This is a genomic window from Pseudidiomarina salilacus, from assembly GCF_047323925.1.
Classification (GTDB): domain Bacteria; phylum Pseudomonadota; class Gammaproteobacteria; order Enterobacterales; family Alteromonadaceae; genus Pseudidiomarina; species Pseudidiomarina salilacus.
Window position 1 is genome coordinate 1,037,810 of sequence record NZ_CP178751.1, and the last position, 20,325, is coordinate 1,058,134.

14 protein-coding genes are annotated in these 20,325 nt (G+C 50.8%); 11 read left to right on the top strand and 3 right to left on the bottom strand.

Going from position 1 to position 20,325, the window contains the following annotated elements; all coding sequences use genetic code 11:
- A complete protein-coding gene (gene grpE / locus ACJ8W9_RS05095) occupies positions 1–612 on the bottom strand; it encodes a nucleotide exchange factor GrpE (RefSeq protein ID WP_411358800.1) in 612 nt (203 codons plus the stop codon).
- Between the two features lie 102 nt (positions 613–714).
- On the opposite strand from grpE, the gene nadK reads away from it, so the two are divergent.
- From nadK to ACJ8W9_RS05120, 5 genes are all read left to right on the top strand, one after another.
- Positions 715–1,605, top strand: a complete 891-nt coding sequence (gene nadK, locus ACJ8W9_RS05100; RefSeq protein WP_411358801.1) for an NAD(+) kinase — start codon at positions 715–717, stop codon at positions 1,603–1,605.
- Between the two features lie 78 nt (positions 1,606–1,683).
- Positions 1,684–3,363, top strand: a complete 1,680-nt coding sequence (recN, locus tag ACJ8W9_RS05105) for a DNA repair protein RecN (RefSeq protein WP_411358802.1) — start codon at positions 1,684–1,686, stop codon at positions 3,361–3,363.
- A 117-nt stretch (positions 3,364–3,480) separates the two neighbouring features.
- Positions 3,481–3,828, top strand: coding sequence for an outer membrane protein assembly factor BamE (bamE, locus tag ACJ8W9_RS05110; RefSeq protein WP_034732632.1), 348 nt, complete (start codon positions 3,481–3,483; stop codon positions 3,826–3,828).
- Between the two features lie 51 nt (positions 3,829–3,879).
- Positions 3,880–6,618, top strand: coding sequence for an insulinase family protein (locus tag ACJ8W9_RS05115; RefSeq protein WP_411358804.1), 2,739 nt, complete (start codon positions 3,880–3,882; stop codon positions 6,616–6,618).
- 85 nt (positions 6,619–6,703) lie between these two features.
- Positions 6,704–9,364, top strand: coding sequence for an EAL domain-containing protein (locus ACJ8W9_RS05120; RefSeq protein ID WP_411358805.1), 2,661 nt, complete (start codon positions 6,704–6,706; stop codon positions 9,362–9,364).
- A gap of 252 nt (positions 9,365–9,616) precedes the next feature.
- Here the strand turns inward: ACJ8W9_RS05120 and fadJ are convergent, their stop codons facing one another.
- Positions 9,617–11,752, bottom strand: coding sequence for a fatty acid oxidation complex subunit alpha FadJ (fadJ, locus tag ACJ8W9_RS05125; protein WP_411360566.1), 2,136 nt, complete (start codon positions 11,750–11,752; stop codon positions 9,617–9,619).
- A complete protein-coding gene (fadI, locus tag ACJ8W9_RS05130; protein ID WP_411360567.1) occupies positions 11,752–13,062 on the bottom strand; it encodes an acetyl-CoA C-acyltransferase FadI in 1,311 nt (436 codons plus the stop codon). Before fadI ends, fadJ begins: the two co-directional genes overlap by 1 nt.
- A gap of 162 nt (positions 13,063–13,224) precedes the next feature.
- On the opposite strand from fadI, the gene ACJ8W9_RS05135 reads away from it, so the two are divergent.
- The 6 genes from ACJ8W9_RS05135 to ACJ8W9_RS05160 are packed head-to-tail and all read left to right on the top strand — an operon-like array spanning position 13,225 to position 20,283.
- Complete coding sequence (locus tag ACJ8W9_RS05135) at positions 13,225–14,181, top strand: AAA family ATPase (protein ID WP_411358807.1); 957 nt, start codon at positions 13,225–13,227, stop codon at positions 14,179–14,181.
- Positions 14,182–14,193: 12 nt separating this feature from the next.
- Positions 14,194–15,162 (top strand): DUF58 domain-containing protein, encoded by a 969-nt coding sequence (locus tag ACJ8W9_RS05140; RefSeq protein ID WP_411358808.1) that lies wholly within the window; start codon positions 14,194–14,196, stop codon positions 15,160–15,162.
- Positions 15,159–15,677, top strand: coding sequence for a DUF4381 domain-containing protein (locus tag ACJ8W9_RS05145; RefSeq protein WP_411358809.1), 519 nt, complete (start codon positions 15,159–15,161; stop codon positions 15,675–15,677). Before ACJ8W9_RS05140 ends, ACJ8W9_RS05145 begins: the two co-directional genes overlap by 4 nt.
- On the top strand, positions 15,670–16,680 hold the full coding sequence (locus ACJ8W9_RS05150) for a vWA domain-containing protein (protein WP_411360568.1): 1,011 nt from the start codon (positions 15,670–15,672) through the stop codon (positions 16,678–16,680). The genes ACJ8W9_RS05145 and ACJ8W9_RS05150 overlap by 8 nt, the downstream gene beginning before the upstream one ends.
- Complete coding sequence (locus ACJ8W9_RS05155; protein ID WP_411360569.1) at positions 16,673–18,493, top strand: VWA domain-containing protein; 1,821 nt, start codon at positions 16,673–16,675, stop codon at positions 18,491–18,493. Before ACJ8W9_RS05150 ends, ACJ8W9_RS05155 begins: the two co-directional genes overlap by 8 nt.
- Complete coding sequence (locus ACJ8W9_RS05160) at positions 18,487–20,283, top strand: BatD family protein (protein WP_411360570.1); 1,797 nt, start codon at positions 18,487–18,489, stop codon at positions 20,281–20,283. Before ACJ8W9_RS05155 ends, ACJ8W9_RS05160 begins: the two co-directional genes overlap by 7 nt.
- The last annotated feature ends 42 nt before the right edge of the window (positions 20,284–20,325 follow it).

Here is a 20,325-nt window from a genome sequence, read left to right on the forward strand (position 1 = left end):
TTAATTCTTCACTACCATCACCATGGCCGGACGAAGCAGTCGCCCGCTTAAAGTGTAGCCTTTTTGCATGACAGCAAGGATAGTATTGTTGTCTTTACCTTCTACCGCTTGCATCGACATGGCTTGATGTAAGTCTGGATTGAACACTTCGCCTTCTTCACCCACAGCCTCTACACCAAATTTGTTCAACGTGCTCTGCAGGCCTTTGTAGGTAAGCTCGATACCCTCAAGAAAGTTTGCATTGACATCTTCAGCATCTGCAGCAATCTGCAACGCGCGCTCGAGATTATCAACGGTAGTTAACAGCTCATTCGCGAATTTCTCTAACGCAAACTTATGCGCCTTGTCTACTTCTTGTGCAGCTCGACGACGGATGTTCTCCATTTCAGCGACCGCACGCACAGCACGGTCATTTGCCTCGTCTGCACGCTGCTCAGCCGTTACCAGCGCCAACTCTAGTTCGGCTAAGCGTTCATCAGCTTCCTGAGTTAAAGTTTCTTCTTGTGCTACTTGGCTCTCGTCGGTCGCAACCTCAGCGTCCGCTTGTTGATGCTCATCTACCGATTGCGCTTCGGCCTGTTGATTTTCCTGTGCAGATTCTTGTTTCGTCATGTTTCGTTACTCTTTCAATGTGATATAACTAACCTTGTGCACTGTTATGGGGGCAGCACTAAGTGATTCAAGGGCTGCTCGGACAAATTTTAAGGAAATCGAATGGCGTCAGCTACTGCTTTTGCATTTGAACGTATTGCACTGCTTGGTAAGGTCAACCATGAAGCTACGCATAGTACCTTGGTTGCTTTAGCAAAAGAGCTTACCGCGCATGGCTTTACCGTCATTGTCGAAGAACGCACCGCAGCGCAACTTGCGCACAGCGAGTTGCCTACTTATCCACTGGAGCGGCTCGGTGAAGTCGCCGACCTGGCGATTGTCGTTGGCGGCGACGGCAATATGCTGGGCGCTGCCCGTGTGCTGTGTGAATGTGACATAGCTGTGATCGGAGTCAACCGCGGTAACCTCGGCTTTCTCACCGATATCGATCCAGATCAACTATTGGTACAGCTATTGCCAGTGCTTAAGGGCGAGTTTGTCGCAGAACAACGCTTTTTATTGCAAGCAGAGGTGATTCGAGATGGGCGGCGCCATGATGTGGGCCGCGCTATCAACGAAATCGTGCTGCATTCTGACAAAGTTGCGCACATGATTGAGTTCGAGGTCTACGTCAACGATGACTTTGTCTACAGCCAGCGCTCCGACGGCCTCATTATTAGTACACCCACAGGTTCGACCGCCTATTCTTTGTCGGCCGGCGGCACCATTTTGGCGCCCAACATCGATGCCATTCAACTGGTTCCTATGTTTCCGCATACCCTAAGTAGTCGTCCGATAGTGGTCGATGCTAGCAGCACCTTGCATATTCGACCAGCGCCCAATAACGGTACCTTGCAACTTAGTTGCGATGGTCATCGGCGCATCGAAGTCCTCCCCGACGATGAAGTGATCATTCACAAATATGCGCATACACTGCGCTTAATTCATCCCAAAGACCATAGCTATTACAAGGTGTTAAGAAACAAACTTGGTTGGGGTAGCCGACTGTTTTAAGTGTCCTCTTGCAATACTGTATAAATACTGTATAACTACTGTACACAAACACAGTAGTTGTTCGAGAGGAGACCTTCTATGTTGGTGCATTTACAAGTGCGTAATCTAGCTGTAGTCAAACAGCTCAGTATCGACTTCCAAGCAGGCATGACCGCTATTACTGGTGAAACCGGTGCGGGTAAATCAATTGCCCTTGATGCCTTGGGGCTATGCCTCGGCGATCGCGCCGATAGCGACTTGGTGCGCAGCGATGCCGATAAAGCAGAAGTCATCGCCAGCTTTCAACTCACCGCGATCAGCCCAGCACAGCAATGGCTTGAACAACAAGAACTACTTGATGAAGACGAACCTGAACACTGCGTTCTGCGGCGTTTGGTCACCCGTGAAGGCCGCTCCAAAGGCTGGATCAATGGTTATCCAGTGAACCTTGCGCAGTTAAAACAACTCGCGCCACTGCTGGTGAACATCCATGGTCAGCATGAACATCAATTGTTGACCCGCCCTGAGCACCAACTTTTGCTACTTGACAGTTACGCCCGTCACCAAACTCTGCTGCAGGATGTCGCTGCGGCTTATCAACATTGGTATCAGTTGCGTAAGCAGCAAAAACTGGGCTTACAGCAACAAGAAGAGCGGCAATCGCGCATGCAATTAGTGCGCTATCAAATCGAAGAATTAGAACAATTCGCGTTGCGTGAAGGTGAGTATGAAGAGCTCGAACAACAACACAAGCGTCTAAGTAACAGCTCAGCGTTACAAGAAGATAGTCAGTTTGCGCTGAATGCTTTATACGAAGGTGAGCACAACAATGCCTACAGTTTGGTTCAGGCTGCGTTACAGCGCCTTGATCAGCAAGTAGATAATGACGATGCGCTTGAGCCATTGGTAAAATTGCTTGCTGAAGCGAGTGTGCAAATCGAGGAAGCTGCGCGAGAGCTACGTCATTACAGTGATGCCATTGATTTAGATGAAAGCTCTTTAGTTGCCACTGAACAGCGTGTGACGCAAGCGATACAACTTGCCCGCAAACATCAGCTTGAACCGCAAGCACTACCACAACTGCAACAGCAGCTCACTACTGAGCTCGAGGCTTTAATGGCGAGTGAAACAGAGCTTGCGGCATCAGATGAAGCCGTACAAGCAGCGGCAAAAACTTACCGCGAACTTGCCAAGAAGTTAAGTCAACAACGCCAGCAGGCAGCACATGAGCTTAGCGAGCAGATTTCGGCATCCATGCGCGGCTTGAATATGCCACATGGTCGGTTTGTCGTTGGCGTAGAACACGATGAAAAAGCCCCGGCGACTAAATTAGGTACTGATCAAATCAATTTCCAAGTCACAACCAACCCTGGACAACCCTTGCAGTCTCTTGCAAAAGTAGCCTCTGGTGGCGAGCTGTCACGTATTAGTCTTGCGATTCAAGTCATTACCGCAGCACAGATGACGACGCCAACCCTCATGTTTGATGAGGTCGACGTGGGTGTGAGCGGTGCCACTGCAGCGACCGTCGGCAAGCTTTTACGTCAGCTAGGCCAAGCGGCACAAGTGATCTGTGTGACTCACCTACCGCAAGTCGCCGCCCATGCGCACCAGCAAATGCAAGTTGAAAAAACAACCGACGGTGAAACCACCGAAACCCGCATGACAGCTCTTGACGATGACAACCGCGTTATTGAACTGGCACGTTTGCTCGGCGGCGACAAAGTTACGGATACGACTAAGGCAAATGCGCGAGAATTGTTAGCAACTGCAAGCTAAAAGGGAACCATCACTATCGATGTCTGTCTATCTGGTCGACAAGGCTAGTTATTCGATGCTGCATTGTTTATCATCAACAACTAGTATTTACACCAACTAGAAGTAACAAGACTATTTATGAAAAAATTATTGATTGCCGGCATGGTGATCGCGCTCAGCGGTTGCTCCGTATTTGAAGGACTGGTGTATCGCATCGATGTACCGCAAGGAAATTACCTTGAGCAACGTGATGTAGACCAACTCCGTATTGGTATGACCAAAGAACAAGTCAATTACGTGCTCGGCGCGCCTGTTGCCGACAACGTATTTGCTAGTGACACTTGGTATTACGTATTCAATATGGAATCTGGTCGCGGCGATGACTACCGTCGCGCGATTACACTAACCTTTGAGAACGATAAGCTGGCAAGCTACGAAGGCGATTTTGACCGCCCGAAAAACTTCGATACGCCGCTGGATCAATAACTAGGCCGTTGCCAGCGCACTTCCGAAATTTTAACGCTACATGGGGAGTGTATGGACGCAAGCAACAGCCTTGATCTATTCACTGATATCATTCAAAGCCCTACCGACCATCGCCATTACGCGATGGTCGAGCTTGATAATGGCTTGCGTTGCACCCTCATCCACGACCCCCAAGCTCAACAGAGTACAGCAGCTCTAGCTGTCGCTGCAGGACACTTTCAAGACCCTGAAGATACCCAAGGCCTAGCTCACTTTCTTGAGCACATGCTGTTCCTGGGTACCGAAGATTTCCCGCAAGCCACGGCGTACCAAGATTACATCCATCAGCATGGTGGTAATCATAACGCTTGGACCGGAACCGAATATAGTAGTTATTATTTTCACTGCGATGCCAACGCTTTTGTTGGCGCACTCGAACGCTTCTCGCGGTTTTTTTACCAGCCACTTTTTAAACATGAATGGATTGCCAAAGAAATTCAAGCTGTTGAATCTGAATATCGGCTCAAGCGTAATGATGAACTAAGAAGGCTTTATCAGGTTCATAAAGCGACCGCTAATCCAGCACATCCATTTCGTAAATTCTCTGTAGGAAACCTCGACACTTTGAGCCCCAACGGCTCAACGACGCACCTTGAACAGCGTCTGCGTGAGTTCTTTCGCCAATGGTATCGTGCCAATCGCATGACACTGGTATTAGCAGGACCACAGTCACTGACCGACTTGGCCCAACTTGCGCAGCACCACTTCGCCCCCATTCAAGGTAATGGCCCCGAGAAAACGGCATTAACGCACCCTTTATACTTGCCCGAACAGCTAGGGATTCGTTTGAATGTGCGTCCTCTCAAGGACGCCAGACGTTTGATCCTCGCCTTTGCCTTACCTGGCATTGACGCGGATTATCGCAACAAAACGACCAGTTTTATCGCCCATATGCTCGGCTATGAGGGGCCTGGTAGTCTGTACGCCGAATTACATCGACGCAATCTCATCAATAGTCTGTCAGCCGGTGGCGGTATTAGCGGAAGTAACTTTAAAGACTTTAATATCAACATGCAGCTAACCGATTCTGGGATGCATGCGATTGATACTATCGTCGAGCAAGTTTTTGCGGCGATTCAGTTGATCCGCGACCAAGGACTTGAGGACTGGCGCTATGCGGAACGTCAAACGGCGATAGCAAATGCCTTTCGTTTCCAAGAACCGGCTCGCACCAGCGACCTAGCACCACAACTTGCGATCAATATGCATCACTATGCGCCGCAAGATGTGATTTTTGGCGATTACCGTATGGATGGACTGGATCTACAACAAGCACAGCGCTTGCTGAGTCACATGACGCCAGAGTACCTGCGCGCAACACTCATCCATAAAGAAGTAGAGGTCGATAGTTTTGAGCCGCTCTATGGCACTCACTATCAATTTCGGCCTATTTCCATAGCACAGCAACAACTTTGGCATAAACCCCCGGCGACTTGGGCGAAATTGGCGCAACCGAATCCCTATCTTCGCGAGCTTGGCGCACCCGCTGAAATTGAGAGTCCACAGCATCAGCATCCGCAGTTTGAATTGGTCGAATCAGGGCTTACCCTTTGGTGGCTGCACGACCCCGATTTTCGCGCGCCAAAAGCGCATATTTACAGCCAATTTACCCTGCCCAATGCAACGGCGTCAGCGCATCATTATGCGTGCGCCCGATTATGGGCTGAACTGATGATAGACAGGCTCAATGAGGCCTGTTATGACGCCGAAATCGCTGGCTTACATTTCAATATCTATCCACAACAATACGGCTTAACCTTGCATGTCAGCGGCTACTCTCCGGGTGTTGTGAAGCTTACAGAGCACCTACTTGCGGCATTTAAAACGACACACTTTAATACTGAACGTTGGCAAGATATTCAGCAAAAATTAACCGCCAATTGGCAATCTGCGCTGGCGAATAAGCCATTGAATCTGTTGTTCGCACGCTTGAACGTCTTGCTCCAACCGCATATGTACTCGCTTACGGATTTAGCGAACGCACTTGGCAATTTAAGTGAAGCTGATTTTGCTCACTGGCAAAGCACCTTATTTGAGACTGCAGAATTAAAAATATTTGCCCATGGTGACCTCCCGCGCATGACACTAGAGCCTTTATTGCTGCGAGCGCAGCAGGATTTCGCCTTGACCAGCGGACTGCAGGAAAGTATACCCCCTACCCGTTCAATACAGAACTTGAAACAAGAGGGGCGCTGGCAAACCCGCGGGAACTTGCAGACGCGACACAAAGACCATGCAGCAATGCTCGTCATCCAAACTGCAGGAAGCAGCATTCTTGAGCAAACAACGCTGTTGTTACTGAATCAGTTTATCCAACCACATCTGTTTAATCAGCTGCGCACGCACGAGCAGCTTGGCTACTTAGTCGGTAGTACCTATATGCCGATTGAGCAACGTCCGCAGTTGTTACTCTACGTGCAATCCAGTCAGTATGACAGTCAGTATTTATACGAACGAATTGAGCATTTTCGCAGCACGTTTATTGCACAATTAGCTGACTTAGCGGATGAATTGCCCAAAATTCAAAACTTCCTTGTGCAAAAACTACGCGAACCAGACGTCAATTTACGCTTGCGTAGTCAACGTTTGTGGACTTGTATTGCAGCCCCCCACGTCACCTTTGATAGACTCGAAAAAATAGCGCAAACCCTTGAAAAAAATGATAGTTATTTCTTCTTGAACGAGATTCGCAAGGTTCTAAGTGCGACCGAACAGCAAGGCTTTCTTTCAGCGACTCCTAAAGAGCTTTGACAGCATCGAAAATATTCGTTAATTTGTCTCAAACATAACAAAAATAAGAGTTGTGGCCAAACACAACCCAACATCAGGAACCCCAGTGCATCTCAAACAACGATTTAGCAAGTTGTGGTTGTTGAGCCCCCAACGGCTTAGCCTATTGGGATGTCTGAGTGTTGCCGCACCTTGGTTCATCTTATTATTCGTCATCGCGCCTTCCTTTGCATTACAGCCACAGCTCGATAACAGTTGGCGCGTTGAACTCATTAGCTTACGTATTGCTAATGAACCGATCAGCGCTGATGAACTCGATAAGCGCAACAAAGCGCAGCTCTATAACGCTGATACACTGTTCCTTCCTGACCTCGACAAAGCCTTTACGATTGAATTTGGTGCGCCTTATGCACCCGCTGCGCAACGCCTTTACTATCGCTACAAGTTAGAGGGCTTTGACAAAGAATGGGTGTACACTGACGCGGAATATCGTCGTGCTACTTATACCAATCTCGATTTTGGTGCCTATCAGTTTGTCGTCGAAGCTTCACCCAACGGTGAAGTATGGCTCGGCGAACGTCGTATCGATGTTAACGTGGCTGCTCCCTTCTGGCTGTCCCCCTGGGCGATAGCGCTGTACGCAGCTATGTTACTTGGCATTCTGATTGCCTTTGGCACGACCTTAAGCGCGCGGCGCCAAGCATTGCATTTGCTACGTGATAGTGAAGAGCGCCTCAAACTAAGTTTATGGGGTAGCGGTGACCAGTTGTGGGACTGGCACATCAATAACGACGACCTACATCGACACAATACCTGGCGGCATTTGAAGAAATTCCCCGAAGACGGTATTCGCGCCGGCATCGGTCATAGTAAAACCAACATCCATCCGCAGGACATCAAGAAAGTCCAGCGTACCTTGCAGGATTACCTTGACGGTCGCACCAATCATTACGAGCAAACTTATCGCGTAGCCTCCGACAAGGGCTGGGTATGGGTGCTCGATCGTGGCAAAATTGTCGCCTACGACGATCGGCAACAGCCGCTGCGCATGACAGGGACGCTCAAAGACATTACGCCTCTAGTAAAAGCCGAAGAGCGGCTGAAAATGTTGGCAGCGTCAATTACTAACATATCGGACGGCGTATGCATCTACGATCATGAGTTTAAAGTCGTTGAGACCAACCAGTCGTTCAGTAAAATTACCGGGTATAGTCGCGAAGACATGATTGGCCGAGCGCTACAGTTCACACTTTACAGCCCTGACTATCTCGACCAAATCAAGCAAATCGTCCAGCAGCAAGGCAGTTGGCATGGCGAGCTCGAAGATGTGCACAAAGACGGTACCATGTACCAAATCGAACTCACTTTCGATGCAATTTACGATGAGGGCAATGAAATCTCGTATTATGTTGCCACTTTCTCGGATATTACCGAGCGCAAAAATGCTGAACGCGAATTGCGTCGCTTGTCGAATACGGACACGCTGACCGGATTACCTAATCGTTCTTACTTCCAAGTAAGCCATTCAAACCTAGTTCGCAAGCGCATCATGCACGCGCTCTTGCTGTTTGACTTGGATGACTTTAAGAAAATCAACGACTCGCTCGGTCATGAAGTCGGCGATCACTTACTCATGCACGTTGCTGAGCGCGTTGCAGAAGTCGGTCGTCCACAAGATACGTTTTACCGCCTAGGTGGCGACGAGTTTATTCTGTTGCTTGAAGATACCGCAGACGTACGCGTCATCACTAACGCTGCCAAGCGTATTCTCGACTGCCTAGCACAACCGTTTCACATAAACGGTCACGATATTGTCGTCAGTAGCTCAATTGGTATCGTGGTTTACCCAAGCGATGGTCAATCGTCACAAGAATTACTGCAAAACGCTGATACCGCTATGTATCACGCGAAAAACGCTGGTGGTGCCGCGCATCAGTTCTTTAATGAATCTATGAACAAAAACGCCGTGCGCCGCCTACAAGTCGAAAACCAGTTACGTCATGCATTGCGTAACAATTATCTGCAAGTCCATTACCAGCCTAAAGTATCCTTACGCACGCAAAAATTTGTCGGTTTGGAAGCCTTAGTACGGTTGGAGTTACCTGACGTTGGTATCGTTAGCCCAGCAGAATTTATTCCGCTTGCCGAAGAAACCGGCCTGATCATTGAAGTCGGTGAACGCGTGTTACGACAAACCTGCCGCGATATGCGTGAGTGGGTCGAAGCCGGTGCCGTGCAGGGTCGTGTAGCAGTCAACTTATCCGCCAAGCAGTTCCTGCAACCCGATTTAACCCAGCGCATCATGAGCATTCTCAAAGAAGAAGGGCTAAATCCGCAGTACCTAGAGCTCGAGATCACCGAAGGTGTGGTGATGGATGATCCTGAACGTGCCATCGAAATCATGACCGAGCTGAATAACTGCGGCATCCATTTGGCACTTGATGATTTTGGTACGGGTTATTCATCATTAGCGTATCTGAAACGCTTCCCCATCCAGACACTCAAAATCGATAAAGCTTTCATCGATGACATCAACGGCGCCGAACGTGACCGCAACATGGTCGCGTCAATTGTTGCCATGGCACATAACCTTGGCTTAGACGTCGTAGCAGAAGGTGTGGTAGACCAAGAACAAGCGGCAACTCTCAGCCACTTAAAATGTGAATTTGCCCAAGGTTACTTATTCGCCCAGCCATTGCGGCGCGAGCACTTCTTAGAGCACATCAGCACCACACTGGCGAGTCTGAAAACTAAACCTACAATTTAATGAGGTTGCCAAACGACATTGCCACGTCCAAGTGTGCGCAGCATCAACATTCGTTTGTGAGAGACAAAGAAAGGTAGCACTAGTGGACCCAATACTAGACCTGCAGCGCCCCAGCGCTTGGCTCCCATAGCGTTTTTTAAAGCTTGAATATACAGCAACAGCGCAGACAACATACAACACAGCGCAATAAACACAACCATAACCTCCAATCTAACAACGAGCGACGGCGAACCGCCGCTCATCATTCAACACTTAATCTTCAGGGTAGAACTTTTTCCCGGCATTTGCCATTTCTACCAGCAGGGGTGCTGGTTCATAACGGTCGCCATGCTGTTTGCTGTACGCACGTAGCTGGCCTACGACTTCGGCGCAACCAAGGCTATCCATATAACGGAAAGGGCCACCACGGAACGGTGGGAAGCCGATACCGAAAATAGCACCGATGTCACCGTCACGTGGACTGCGAATGATACCTTCAGCAAGACAGTAAACAGCCTCGTTGAGCATCAAAAACACCGTTCGTTGCGCAATTTCAGCGCCAGTTAATTGAGCTTGCGGTTGCACGCCGAGCAATTGATATACGCTGCTATCGACCACTTTGCCGGGCTTTTTACCTTGGTAGTCATAGAAGCCTTTCTTGTTTTTCTTGCCTTTACGACCGTCATCAAGCAATTTGCTGAAAGCATCTGGCGCGCGGAACCGATCACCCAGCTCATTCGCCATGATCGGCGCAACTTTCGATGCCACATCAATACCCACTTCGTCCATCAACTTCATCGGTCCTACTGGAAAACCGAACTTGACCAAGGCTTTGTCAACCACCTCGATAGGTTCACCACCGAGCACCAAGCGCGCCGCTTCGTTCATGTACGGCGCTAAAATCCGGTTGACATAAAAACCTGCACCATCTTTGACGACAATCGGAGTTTTGCCCTGACGCTTGGCCAACGCAACTGTAGTGGCAATGGTCGCATCCGAAGTTTTCTCATGGGTAATGATTTCTGCCAACGGCATTTTATCAACCGGCGAGAAGTAATGAAGTCCGATGACATTCTCCGGACGCTCTGCCTTAGCCGCGATTTGCGTGATTGGCAAACTCGAGGTATTGGTTGCAAAAATCGTTTCCGGTTTAGCTGCGGCTTCGATGTCAGCGACCATTTTCTGCTTCAGTTCGAGATCTTCAAATACCGCTTCAATCACCATATCAACGCGCTCGAAACCGCTATAATCGAGAGTACCGCTCAGCCGTAACATGGTTTTCTCAAGTTCCGCGCGTGGCATGTGCTTGCGCTTCACTTTCTTGTTCAACAAGTCATAGCTATAACGCATGGCATGCACAATACCTTGCTCAGCGATATCTTTAATGCGCGCCGGAATTCCGGCTTTGACTGCAGTTACATAAGCAATACCACCACCCATTAAGCCACCACCGAGCACACCAACCCGATGTACCTTTGCAGGCTGAGTATCGCCAGCTCCAGTCTCTTTTTTCATCGCAGTGGTCGCAAAGAAGATATTACGCAGTTGCTTCGACTCAGGCGTCATTGCCAGCGCACCAAACTGCTTGGCCTCGTAAGCAAGTCCCTCTTGGAAACCGTGATCAGCTCCGAAGGCAATAGTATCGATAATTTTATCCAGCGCTGGATAATTGCCTTTGGCTTTTGCCTGCGCCTGTTCACGCGCCTTTTTGAATATGATGCCGCGACCAAAACTGGTCTTTTCCAGTGCTTTTTCGATGGTCGATAGCTTCGCTTTGCGTACCCGCGCTTTACCCGCTAGAGCTTGTTCAACTGCTGCTTCAAGCAAGATACTGGCCGGTACCACATCATCAACAATGCCGAGTTTCTTGGCTTGTTTTGGGCGTAGCTGCTTACCGGTTAAAATCAACGGCAAAGCCTTTTGAATGCCGATCAAGCGCGGCAAACGTTGCGTGCCACCTGAGCCCGGTAATAAGCCAAGCTGTACTTCTGGTAAGCCAATCACGGTCTTGTCACTATCGGTACAGACACGATAGTGGCACGCCATTGCTAGCTCTAAGCCGCCACCAAGACAGGCACCATCAATGGCAGCCACTACCGGCACTTTGAGCTGCTCAATGCGATCAAACATAGCCTGCCCTTGGCGCGCTAAGCTTTCCGTATCAGCTGCTGTCTCACAGGCATCGATCATGCTGATATCGGCGCCAGCAACGAACGATCCGGGTTTGTCGCTGATCACCACCACGCCTTTCAGATCTTTTTCTTGTTCAAACTGGGCTAAAACCTTGCTCACTTCATCGGCGAAACTAGCCTTTAAGGTGTTCATTGATTCGCCAGGCACGTCAATATGAATGACGGCGACGCCATCCTCGCGAGTTTCTAGGGTAAATGCGCGTTGCGAGTCGTTCATTATTCTGCCTCCAAAATCATAGCTGTACCGAGACCACCCGCCGCACAAGCAGTTGTCAGCGCAGTGCCACCACCACGGCGGCGCAGTTCATTTAGGGTTTGCGTAATCATGCGCGCGCCTGTTGCTGCAAACGGGTGACCGTAAGCAATTGAACCACCGAGTACATTGAATTTGTCCATATCAATTTCGCCAATCGCTTCGCTGCGCCCCAACTCTTGCTCGGCAAAGGTTTTACTGGCAAACATCTTCACGTTCGCTAAGGTTTGCGCGGCAAAGGCTTCGTGCATATCGATAAGATCCAGATCGCTAAGCTTCATACCGGCACGATCTAATGCCAACGGCGTGGCGTAAGACGGCCCCATCAACATGTCTTTTTCGACACCGATAGCGGTAAATGCATAACTCTTGATGTAACCAAGAATATCGTAGCCGAGTGCTTTCGCTTTACTTTCGGTCATCAATAACACCGCTGCAGCACCGTCGGTGAGTGGCGTACTATTCGCTGCGGTAACAGTGCCGTGCTTGCGATCAAACACTGGTTTCAACTTGGCGTAGCCCTCGAGCTTGCTGTCGCTGCGAATGGTGTTATCACGGCGCAAGAAATCTTTGTAAGGTTCGGCATATGCCGTCATCACTTCAGCATCAAGCTTGCCAGCTTCCCATGCCTCGTGAGCAAGACTGTGCGAGCGATGCGCCAGCGCATCTTGGTCAGCGCGGGCAATGCTGTGGCTCTTGGCCATTTGCTCGGCGGTATCGCCCATGGTCAAGCCGGTACTGTATTCGGCGACGGCTGGCGGCACTGGCAACAAGTCTTTAAAGCTGAGTCGTTTGAGAATAGCAAGACGTTGTCCCAGACTGCGCGCCTTATTGAGGTCAACCAAGGCATGCGCAAGCTTGCGCGATACCTGCACCGGCAACACCGACGATGAATCCGCGCCGCCCGCAATACCGCAGCTAATATTACCCGCAATCATTGTCTCGACGATGTTTGCAGTAGCCTGAAAACTGGTCGCGCAGGCACGTGAAATACTGTAAGCATCGGTTGCTACCGGCAGACTTGTACCCAACACAATTTCACGCGCAATGTTCGGCGCTGCCGGCATTTGCACCACCTGGCCAAAGACGATTTGTTCGATTTCTTTGCCTTCTAGGCCGTATCGGTTGAGCAGCTCTTGCACCACCATTTTGCCCAAATCTAGTGCGGGCACGCCGTGAAAATAGCTTGCTTGCTTCGCAAACGGCGTGCGCAAACCTGCAACCACCGCAATGCGGTCACCACTTGCCGTCTTCAATTGTTGACGTGAAGTCATAGTTAACTGCCTCTGTCGCTATTTAGAGTCCAACGCTTATCTGGTCAGACCTCATGTTTTGATACAAATTTTAGCCGTTTCAGCCCGAGAATTAAACTCTTGTTTTCGTTAAAGTGCATATACAGTACAGTATACACATTCCACACGAACCAAGAGGTTAAGATGTCGGCAGCACAGTTTCAGCACCTGCGCGATTACCTAGATAGCCAAGTCCTAGGCCAACCGGAATTTACCGAAAGCCTATTGATAGCAGTCCTTGCAGACGGTCACTTACTTGTTGAGGGTCCCCCGGGGTTGGCCAAGACACGTGCGGTAAATGCACTCGCCAAAGGCATTGAAGGTGATTTTCATCGCATTCAATTCACCCCTGACTTGTTACCAGCCGACCTTACCGGTACTGATATTTATCGTCCCGAAACGGGACAATTCGTGTTTCAACAGGGCCCCCTGTTCCATAACGTGATACTCGCCGACGAAATAAACCGTGCGCCAGCCAAGGTTCAATCCGCGTTATTGGAAGCAATGGCGGAGCGACAAATCACCGTGGGACAGACAACTTACCCGTTACCGGTGTTGTTTATGGTATTAGCGACGCAAAACCCGCTCGAGCAAGAAGGTACCTATCCGCTGCCTGAAGCCCAGCTGGACCGGTTTTTGATGCAGCTGAACCTTGATTACCCAGCAGCCGATACCGAGTTAGATATTTTGCGTCTTACCCGCGGCGAAGAATTGCATGGTGAAGTCGATATGCCTGAGCCATTATCGCAGGAGGCGATTTTTGCGGCACGCAAAGATGTGCTGGAAATTTTCATGGATGAAACTGTCGAAAATTACTTGGTGCAGTTGGTCATCGCGACGCGGCGACCTGAGTTTTATGATAGCGAACTAGCCAGTTGGTTGAGCTATGGTGGTAGTCCGCGCGCCACTATTGCCTTAGATCGCTGTGCACGTGCAAAAGCCTGGTTAGCCGGTCGTGACTTCGTGACGCCTGACGATATCCAAGCGGTTTATCCGCATGTTATGCGCCACCGAATTATTCTGAGTTACCAAGCTGAGGCTGATGGCGTAACCGCTGATCGCGTGCTTGAATTGTTGCTCCAAAATGTCGCAACCCCCTAAGCATTGGTTCCTATGAACACTAGCAATCCATGGCTCCAACAATGGCACAGCAATGGCATTGAAGTGACTGCAGCTGAGCTCATGTATTATCGCAGCAAAGTCGCTGCGTTCGCGCGTCACCGCCAATTGCACCCACCCAAAAATCAAACGGGAGCATTGTTGAGCAAAACCCGCGGGCGCGGCATGGAGTTTGACGAAGTTCGCCATTATCAAGCGGGTGACGACGTACGCGCGATCGACTGGCGCGTGACAGCACGCACCGGACAAGCGCACACTAAGTTATTTCGCGAAGAACGCGAACGCCCCGTCGTCATGTTGGTGGATTTCAGCGCCTCGCTACAGTTTGGCAGTCAGTTGTTGTTGAAAAGCGTGCAAGCTTGCCATTTGGCGGCTGCGCTTGCTTGGCAAGCGAGTCAGCGGGGCGATAGGGTGGGTGCCCTACTCGGTCATGCCGAGCGCCATATGGAGATTCGTCCGCAAGGTCGTCAACAAGGTGTACTGCGGGTCATTCATGGCTTAGTCGAAATGCAAAATCAAGCGCTCAATAGTCAACACCCACCGGCAGTGAATGTACTCGAACAACTGATGCAACGCGCGCGGCAAGTCGCGAAGCCCGGCACTATCGTCAACATCATCAGCGATTGGAGTGAGCTCAACGAAGCCACAGAACTGCTCATACAAACACTTCAACGCCACTGCACGGTGAATCTATTGCAATGTACCGACCCACTTGATCATGCCCTTCCGCGCGAGCTAGACCAACAAGACGTAGCTCTCGTTGCCCGCCAAGCAACGCCTGATGAAGCGGTACAAAAACAGTTCTTTGCAGCTGGTGACCTTGCATCACGAGCGCTTTACGCCGAGCGTGCTCAGCAACAACAACAGCGTGTGCTCAAACTAGCGCAACAATTAGGCACCCCGTTACGGGTCTTCAGTGCCGCAGATGCGCTCGAAAATCAATGGCCAGAGGTCATGGTATGACGCCAACAGATCCACGCCTACAAGACATGCAAGACATCATTGCTGCCCCAGCGGCAAGTTGGTGGCCCTTAGCGCCCGGCTGGTATGTGCTAGCCGTGAGCATACTGACCCTTGTACTGGTGACCAGCTGGATGCTTTATCGCCGCCACCAGCAACGCCGGATGCAACGCGCAGCGCTACAGCAACTAAAGCAGCTAACAGCAACCGCATCGATTGCGGAGCTCACGCACTTGTTGAAACAAACAACCCAAGGGTATTTTCCCAATTACGCGTTAGTCAGCTTGCCCACCGCGCAATGGCATCAGTTTTTGCTGCAACAACTATCAAATTCGGCACAGGCACGCTATGCCGAACTGCTCGATGAAATCGCCGCGCAAGCCTATCAAGATCCCGCGCGGCAAGATGCACAACCGCTTAGCGAGCTGCAACAGCGCTATTACCAGTTCGTCAAGCACTGGCTCAAACATGCATTGCCGCCTAGCAAACAAGCCTTAAAGGAGGCCAGCCATGATTGAGTTCGCGTGGCCTTGGTTAGGTCTGTTGTGGTTGCTAGCGCCTGGGCTCTACCTCTTGCGTAAACGCAAACAACGGCAGTTCTCGTTATTGCAGATGCCCAAATTACAGCAAAGTAGCCAGCAACCCGAGCCAGCAAAAAAGCGACCATGGCTGGTGTTACTTGGCCTGCTCGCTTGGACCCTATTAGTGCTAGCCGTTACGCGCCCGCAATGGCTGGGGGAACCGGTGCAAATTCGCAGCGAAGCACGGGAAATGGTACTAGCCGTCGACTTATCCGGCAGTATGGAAATTGCCGATATGCAGATTGCAGGACGTGAAGTGAATCGGCTGACCATGGTGAAACACGTGGTGAGTGATTTCATCGAGCGCCGTCAGGGCGACAAAATGGGCCTCATTTTGTTCGCCGACACCGCCTATGCACAAGCACCTATTACCTATGACTTGCGCAGCGTTCGGCAATTGCTGGAAGAGGCGCAATTGCGCCTAATCGGTGAACGCACAGCCATCGGGGATGCCGTTGCACTGGCAGTGAAGCGTTTTCGTGATAACGAAGACAGCAATCGTATCCTCATCCTCCTAACCGATGGGCAGAATACCGCCGGAAATGTTTCACCGGAACAAGCGACTCAGTTGGCCGCCTACTACGATGTTAAAATTTACTCGATTGGGGTGGGCGCCGACGAGGTCATTGTCGATAGCTTCTTTGGTAAGCGCCGCGTCAATCCCAGCCGCGACCTTGATGAAGACATGTTACGTGGCATGGCCGAAGCAACCGGTGGTGAATATTTCCGCGCGCGCAGTACTGAAGAGTTGGAAGATATTTATCGCACCCTCGATGCTTATGAACCGGTAAGCGGTGACGAACAATTACGTCGACCACGCAGTGAATTGTTCTTCTGGCCTGCCGGCGCCGCGTTCGCTCTATTCAGCCTTATTTGGCTCAGCAGCTTGCTACGCCAGCACTGGCAACGCCGTACCGCGAGGTATGCAACCGATGCTTGAGTTTCAATTTGAACTATTTCATTTTCTGCGGCCGTGGTGGCTACTCGGTTTGCTCCCCGTACTGCTCATTAGTTGGCTACTTTGGCACCAAGGTCGCGCACGCCGTGGCTGGCAAGAAGTCATCGCCCCGCACTTAGCTGAGCGTTTGGTGCTCAAGTCAGCTCAGCAGCAACGTCAACCCTTGCGTTGGTCGTTGCCACTAGCGCTGCTATGTCTTGTATTCGCACTCGCTGGCCCAACTTGGGAGCAGCGTCCACAACCGGTTTATCAGTTAAACGCCGGGCAAGTCATCGTGATGGACCTATCGATGTCGATGCGCGCCACCGACTTGAGCCCGAATCGCCTCGAACAAATGCGGTTTAAAGCGATGAGCCTCGCCAATGATTACTTGGATGGTGAAACCGGACTCATCGCCTATGCCGGCGATGCCTTTATCATTAGTCCATTAACCCGTGATGCGGCCAGCTTGAGTAATCTGATCCGTGCCCTCAGCCCGGAAATCATGCCTGTCCAGGGTAGCTATCCGCAAAGTGGCTTGGAACTCGCCGATCAGCTGTTACGCGAAGCAGGCTACGCTGAAGGGGATATTTATTGGTTTACCGATGGTATCGAAACGCGCGATCAAACCGATCTCACTAACTTTGTTCGTAACCACCCTCATCGCTTGTCCATTATGGCGCTTGGCAGTGAACAAGGCGCGCCAATTAGTTTGCTTGATGGCAATCTCCTACGCGATCGGGGCGGTGACGTGGTAGTGCCAAAACTCACACCTGAGCGCTTACAAACATTGGCTGAACTCAGTAATGGACGCTTCGCCCAGTGGCGACAAGACGCACAAGACCTTGAATACTTATCCTCGCTGCCACCGCTGTCGCGTGATGGCAGCGAAACTGACGAGCAGCGTGGTGATGCATGGTACGACATGGGGCCTTGGTTACTCCTCGCAAGCTTACTGTTATTTTTACCAAGTGCGCGCCGCGGCTTACTGTTGCTTGCCGGTCTGGGGTTATTGAGTAGTGCGCTGCTGACACCTCCGGTTTACGCACAACAAGCGAGCTCTGCAGCCGCAGAAGATGGTTTAGCTTGGCACCAACAATTATGGCAAACGCCTTATCAGCAGGCGGATGCTGCGATCCAACAAGAAGCCTATGAGCGGGCTGCGCAAATTGCGACCGACCCGCTGCAGCGTGGTACCGCGAATTATCAACGTGGCGCCTACGAACAAGCTTTACAGGATTTTTCGCAAGTAGACAGCGCCGCGGGCTATTACAATCAGGGCAACAGCTTGATGAAAATGGAACGCTATGACGAAGCCGCTAACGTTTACCGCGAAGCATTACGACGCGATCCTAACCTGCAGCAAGCAGAACAAAACTTAGAGCTAGCCGAACAACTAGCTGCACAGCAACAACAAGAGCAGCAACAGCAACAAGGTGAAGGTGAGCAACAAGAAGGCGAGCAGTCACAGCAAGATCAGCAACAAAGCGGCGAGCAAAATAGCGAAGGCAGCGGTGAACAGCAACAAGAACCAGAGGCTGGCGAACAACCCCAACAACAACAGAGCGAAGAACAACGTGAAGCCGAAGCGGCTGAGTCCAACGAAGCTAACGCACAAGATGATCGCGAAGGTGAAGAGCAACAGGCGCAAATGACACCTGCTGAACAACTCAGTGAAGAGCAACGCCAACAGTTGGAACAGTGGTTGAACCGCATTGAGGATAATCCGGCCTATCTGTTGCAACGCAAAATGTTAGAAGAAGCAAAACGTCGGGACCGCCAGAGTCCACCGCAAGGAGTCGAAAAACAGTGGTAGCCCTATTGCAGCAAAAATTCGTAACGCGCTGGCACGTTGTTAGCCAGCTGATACTGGTGCTGATGTTCACACTGGCGAGCATCCCCAGTGCAATGGCGCAAAATGATGCGCCCAACAATGTCACTATTAGTGTGGATAAAAATCCGGTTGCCGCTGGCGACACCATTATTCTTACCGTCACCGTCGATCAGCTGGTGAGTGATGCTGCTTGGCGTCCGCGTGATGTACTTACCGATTTCCGCGTGTTGGGCAGCTCGAGTAGTCGCAACACCCAAATCATCAATGGCGATACCCGCGCGCAAACGACTTTCAATACCATCCTACAGGTCCCCTCTGCTGCCGAGAGCTATACCATTGGTCCGATTACCATTGAAGGCACGGCAAGTAATCGCGTTGAATTAAAAGTGTTACCCGAGGGCGAAGACGCCGAGCTGAACGCCCAGCGCAAGGCCTTCATGAAAGTAGAGATGAGTCGTGATCGGGTATTTGTGCAAGAGCAAGTGCAGCTCGTCACCAAACTTTACTTAGCGGCAAACCTGCATAGCGGTAATATCATTCCGCCGCAGTTGGCCGATGCCGATATTCGCCAAGTTGGCAGCGATAGCGAGACTTCCGAGATTATCGATGGGAAGAAGTTTCAGGTGTTCACGCGTACCTACCTGATCATTCCGCAGCGCTCAGGCGAACAGACAATTCAAGGTCCAGTGTTTCAAGGACAAATTAACGCTAACAGCTCGCGTACGATGTTCCCGTCATTCTCGTCAACCGAAGCCTTAACCACCGCTGCACAAGATATTCCGCTAACGGTCGAAGCTTTGCCGGCGGAATGGCCCTCCGACAGCGATTGGCTGCCGGCTGAACTCGTCAGCTTGTCAGTAAGCGTTGGCAACGAGGGGAGCGAGCAAGAATCGACTCAGCAACAATACACCCAAGGTGAGCCCATTACGCTCACTTATCGATTAACAGCCGTAGGGCCGCTGCCTGACCAATTGCCACGCCTCAACAAATTAGTCCAACAACTAGCGATCGAGGGGGCTACGCTCTATCCCGAAAGCCCTGAGTCAGCATCGAACCAGCGCAATGGTAAGATAATTTCGCAGCAGACCTTGCGGGTTACAGTATTACCAACACAAGCAGGCGAACTTAAAATACCGAGCTTACAGGTGGATTGGTTTAACACTCAGATGCGCGAAGCAGACATCGCAACAGCACCGGCGCAAACCTTTAGCATTGCTGCTGGAGCAATGCCGAGTGACTTACCAGAATTACCGGCAAGCGAGCCAACAGCTGAAACAACTGCGTCGGACACAACGCCGACGGTGATTGAAGAGCGTGTTGATCATGCGCAGCTGCGTTGGTGGCAAATAGGGGCAGGTGCCATTGCAGTCCTCTGGTTACTCACTTTAATTTGGGGATGGCGTCGTGGCCGTCGTGCAACAGTTGCGGATACGACAACAACGGCAACACCTGAAGTAGATGCGCAAAGCAGCCTGCATAGCATCCGCAAAGCCTGTTTGGGCAACGACAGTGTTGCTGCTGAGCAATTACTAAAACGTTGGGCACAGCGTACGCTAGGGCCGCGTAGCACTCAATTAAGTAGTATTGCTGACAGCCTGGGTCACGTCGAATTGCGGAGCCAACTGCTGCATTTGCAACAATGCCGCTACGCCGCCAGCGCTAATGACTGGCAACAAGGCAAAGCCTTGTGGAAAGCTTTGCAAGAGGCCCTCAAGCAAACACCGAAAAAGGCGCCAAACGAGCAGCTGCCGCAGTTGTATCCACCTAATTAGTTAAACGCTATCCACAAAAAAACCGCACTGAGTTCGCCTTAT